This is a genomic window from Cellulosimicrobium cellulans, assembly GCF_001722485.1.
Taxonomy (GTDB): Bacteria; Actinomycetota; Actinomycetes; order Actinomycetales; family Cellulomonadaceae; genus Cellulosimicrobium; species Cellulosimicrobium cellulans_A.
Window position 1 is genome coordinate 1 of sequence record NZ_LWGL01000311.1, and the last position, 1,769, is coordinate 1,769.

General features: G+C 78.6%; 1 pseudogene. It reads left to right on the forward strand.

The window, feature by feature from the left end:
- Nucleotides 1–1,769: pseudogene (locus JZ5iCDA_RS19250) on the forward strand (hypothetical protein); the annotation flags it as partial.

Here is a 1,769-nt window from a genome sequence, read left to right on the forward strand (position 1 = left end):
GCCGCGCCGGGCGCCGCGTCGCTCGCCAGCCTGTCCCGCTGGTGGGTCTGGAGCGCGCCCGCGCCCGCGCTCGCCCTCGCGCTCGCGCTGAGCTCGGTCGTCGTCGCGCTCGCCGCGTGGGGCCTCTCACGGCTCCTGCCGCGCCGCCCGTGGGCCCTGCCGACGGCGCTCGCCGGCGTCACGTGGCTCGTGCTCACCGTCGACGGCGCGACCGGCACGACGCTCCAGCAGGCGTCGCTGCTCGGCACGTCCGCGGTCGTCGGCTTCACGCGGTTCTACGGGTTCAACAACGTGACGTTCGCCGTGTACGCCGTGGCGGGCCTCGTGCTCGCCGGCGGGATCGCGTCGGCGCTGCTGGCGCGCGCCGGACGCCGCGCCGCCGCGTGGGCCGTCGTCGCCGTGGGCGCCGTCACCGTCGTGATCGACGGGTGGCCCGCCTTCGGCGCGGACTTCGGCGGCATCCTCGCGCTCGTGCCCGCGTTCGCGGTGCTGGCGCTGCAGGTGGGCCGGGTGCGCATCACCTGGCTGCGCGCGCTCGTCGTCGCGGCGCTCACCGTGGGCGTCGTCGCGCTCGTCGCCGTGGTCGACTGGCTCCTGCCCGGCGGGAGCTCGCACCTGGGCGGCTTCGTGCAGTCTGTCGTCGACGGCGCCGCGCTCGAGGTCGTGGGGCGCAAGGCGCTCGGCGCGTGGGCGACCGTCGCCAACCCGTTCGGCGCGCTCGCCGCCGTGCTCCTCGTGCTCGTCGCCGTCGCGCTGCTGCGCCCCGAGCGCGCGCGGCTGCCCGAGGTCGCGCGGGCGTACGCGACGTGGCCCGTGCTGCGCCCGCTCGTCGTGGCGCTCGTCGTCGTCACCGGCGTGGGCTCGTTCCTCAACGACTCGGGCGTGATCATCGGCGTCATGGTGCTCGTGGTGGGCGCCGCCATGATCGTCCCCGGCTTCCTCACGACCGCCGACGACGCCCGCCCGGTCCCGGCGGCAGGGCCGGGGCCGGAGCCCGGAGTCCGCCGCGTCCCGTCGATGCTGCTCACCGTCGGCGGCGGGCTGCTGCTCGTCGTGCTCCTCGCCTCCACGGTGCTCGGCACGAGCGGCCCGGGCACGGCCTCCGCCGCCGCGCGCGCGGGCTCCGACGTCGCCACGTCCCGCGACGACGCCATCGCCACGGACCGGCCGCTCGTCGTCGTCGGGACCACCGGCGTCACGTGGGAGGACGTCGCGGACGTCCGCGCCCCCACGCTGCACGCACTCCTCACCGACGGCGCGGGCGCCGCGGGCGTCGCGCAGCCGACGGGCGCGGCGAGCCGCTGCGCCGTCGGCGGGTGGGTCGCCCTGTCCGCGGGCCAGCTCGCGGAGGTCGCGACCGAGCGCGCCCCGGACGGGTCGTGGGCCTGCCCGACGCCGCAGCCGGTCCCGGACGGCGACGGAGCCGAGGTCGAGGGCTGGGACGACCTCGTGGCGCTGCAGAGCGGCTCGGGCTACCAGGCGAGTCTCGGCGTGCTCGGCGACGCGCTCGACGGGCGCGCCGCCGGGGACACCCCCGTGTGCGCGACGGCCGTCGGCCCGGGCGCTGCCATCGCGCTCGCCGACCCCGACGGGGACGTCGCCCGCTACCGCGACCTGTCGTCCGCGACGACACCGGGCAGCGACGCGTACGCGTGCCCGGTGACCGTCGTCGACGCCGGCGACGCGACGCTCGGCGCCGCGGACCCGGAGCTGCCCGCGGCCGAGCGGACCGTCGTGCGCGACGCGACGCGCGCCGCACGGCTCGAGGC